A 625-nucleotide genomic window follows, 5' to 3' on the forward strand; every position below is an offset into this window, starting at 1 on the left:
CGGGCCTTGGCGAGGGCGGCCTCGCGGGCGCCGGGGGCGTCGAGGGGGCCGTCGACCAGGCCGGCGAAGCCGATCGCGACCCGGGCGCCGGCGATCGGCACCAGGCCGACCTCGACCACCGCGCCGGGGTCGAAGCGCACCGAGGAGCCGGCCGGCACCGCCAGGCGGGTGCCGTAGGCCGCCGCGCGGTCGAACGCCAGGCGCGGGTTGACCTCGAAGAAGTGGTAGTGCGAGGTGACCGAGATCGGCACCGCGGAGGTGTTGTGGACCGGCAGCAGCACGGTCTCCTCCACCGGGTCGTAGCCCGCCCCGGTGCCGGGCAGGGCCGCCCCCGGGCCGTCCTCGCCCAGGGAACCGGCGCCCCGGAAGGGGTCGTTGACCACCGCGAGCCGGGTGCCGTCGTCGAAGACCGCCTCCACCTGCACCACGGTGACCACGTCGGGCACCCCGGGCAGCACGTCGGCGGCGCCCAGCACGCTACGGCCGGCCTCGATGGCCTCCGCCAGGCGGCGCCCGTCGCGGGCGGCCTCGCAGACGGTGTCCGCGATCAGCGCGGTGGCCTCGGGCACGTTCAACCGGACGCCGCGGGCGCGCCGGGCCCGGGCCAGTTCGGCGGCTGTGAAGA

At 77.6% G+C, this 625-nt stretch carries 1 protein-coding gene; it reads right to left on the reverse strand.

All coding sequences use genetic code 11. The features are described 5' to 3' along the window. The coding region (gene ureA / locus ABD323_RS43615) for an urease subunit gamma (protein WP_344447558.1) at positions 1-625 on the reverse strand (625 nt) is incomplete at both ends.

This window comes from Kitasatospora nipponensis (assembly GCF_039528135.1).
GTDB lineage: Bacteria > Actinomycetota > Actinomycetes > Streptomycetales > Streptomycetaceae > Kitasatospora > Kitasatospora nipponensis.